3 protein-coding genes are annotated in these 2,007 nt (G+C 49.8%); all 3 read left to right on the top strand.

The features are described 5' to 3' along the window. Positions 1 to 267: type IV pilin-like G/H family protein (locus KKH67_07625; protein MBU1319050.1), on the top strand; the 267-nt coding region annotated here is incomplete at its 5' end. Positions 268 to 708: 441 nt separating this feature from the next. Further along, a complete protein-coding gene (locus tag KKH67_07620; protein ID MBU1319049.1) occupies positions 709 to 1,017 on the top strand; it encodes a hypothetical protein in 309 nt (102 codons plus the stop codon). Between the two features lie 27 nt (positions 1,018 to 1,044). Then, positions 1,045 to 2,007: hypothetical protein (locus tag KKH67_07615; protein MBU1319048.1), on the top strand; the 963-nt coding region annotated here is incomplete at its 3' end.

Genomic DNA, 2,007 nt, shown 5'->3' with positions numbered 1-2,007 from the left:
GAAGCGAAGGGTCTGCTGAAACAGATTTACACGATGGAGCGCAGTTACTATCAGGAGCACGGCACGTACACAAATGATATCGCACTGCTCGGTGTTGAGATAATGGCGAGCGCATGGTACGACTACAGCATCGTAGTAAACGGCACGAATTTCATCGCGACAGCAAACGCTGCTGCCCCCGGTATCGATGACGATCCCACTCCGGATATATGGACGGTCGACGGCACCGGAGTGATCGTAAACACGTCGAACGACGTGCTTAATTAGATAGGCGAATCCAACAACAACTCGTTCAGGGTATAGACCGAACTGTTATGCGGCAGACTTCCCCCAGTCTGCCGCTTTTGTTTTGTGGGCGCCGTCAGGAATCCTTTCCTGACGGAATCCATGGCCGCGATCTTCGCAGCGCCGTCAGGAACCCCTTCCTGACGGAATCCGTGGCCACGATCTCTGATCGCGGATTGAGCCAACTGTCTGGAAACCGTTGCGCAACGTGTGACAGCGCTTGACGCGCTGATATGTGCGCGGCAGATGTCCTCGAATCGTAGGGCAGCGATCCGAAGTCACGCGAAGCGCGCCGGAGTGATCCTGCCTATTTCTTCGTTGCTCTGAGAAATGGAATAGTCAGGATCGCAGGGATCCTGACCTACGGAGCTGACACAGATACTCGAGTGGAGCTTCAATTTCCTTGGCTCTCTGGGGATTCTCTTGATAGCATATGGAATGCTTTCGGCCATTAGCGATACTACTTACCCGTTATTGGAGCGAATTGCCGATTGGATCGCCTTGATAGCTACTCTGATCGGGGTGGGTCTCACGGCTGTTGTGATTTACATGCCGATAAATGTCCGCCCGCCAGAGAAACTCAGCCTATACTTCACGGCTCCAATAGTAATTGTAGGAGTGCTGATAGCATTGGGATATTCAGTTCTCCATCGGAAACAATTGCCGCCTCATGTATTAAGCGGTTTTGCGCTGCTCGGAATCAGTGGTGCATTGTTTCGACTGCTCATTTAGCGCCATTTATCTGGAGGTGTCTAGACGATGCATTTCAAGTTGGTACAAGCGTTCATAGATGAACACTTCGGACGAAGAGAGGATTCTCCGATGGTCTTCAGTTATCCTGATCAAAGTGTCACTGTTGTATTCAGAACCAAAGAAGGCACAGATGAGGATGGACAGAGGCCCCTCGGCGTTCTATGCGAAGTAACTGCTCAGCGAAACGTCAACGACAAGATACTAAGAATTCTGGAAGATGTAAGAAATGGCGTATATGATGATTCTCCTGACACGAATATGAAGGTGGCAGAGCTGGAAGAGAAGATGCGATCTCAGCTTATATCACAATACTGCACACCTTGGGACATTCTACCACGCAGGTATCATGATTTCTACAGCGAAATTTACAGCGATCTGAGATGGTGGTCAATCACAACTTGCAGAACTGCAAGGTGGATCAGCAACGATACGAGTCCAGATCCATCTTTCAGTGCCGGAAGATTGACTTGGTCATCAGACGGTGAAGTGTGGAGCGAACTGCCTAGAGGGATCAGGGCCGGTAACATCCGAATACGAAAAGGTCTGAGTGCTCCTGAACATCTCATTGAGAGGGTAATTGGACTTGTAGAATCTGGCGATTCTGAGCCGATGGCACATGAACTGTTGTGTGAAGCCGTCAGTTTGAGTTTTTCCTACCCGCGCAGCGCACTTCTTATCGGTGTTGCAGCGGCTGAAACAGGTGTGAAGCATTGCATTTACCACCTCCAACCTGAGACCGAGTGGTTGCTTGAAAATATGCAGTCGCCTTATCTCAAAAGGCTGATTGTGGATTACTTGCCCAAGCTGGCTGTTAAGAACACTCTCTCAGGTGACGTACAAATTCCCGAAGTCTCAGTTGTTGCAAAACTCAAGAAAGCGATTGAAATGAGGAACAAATTGGCGCACGGCGGCAAGTGCACGGTCAAGCATGAAACCGTCGATGATATACTCGTTGCAGTAAGGGACCTG

This window comes from Candidatus Zixiibacteriota bacterium (assembly GCA_018820315.1).
Lineage (GTDB): Bacteria > Zixibacteria > MSB-5A5 > JAABVY01 > JAHJOQ01 > JAHJOQ01.
The sequence above is the reverse complement of the archived record's forward strand: the minus strand, read 5'-3'. Positions and strand labels throughout refer to the sequence as shown.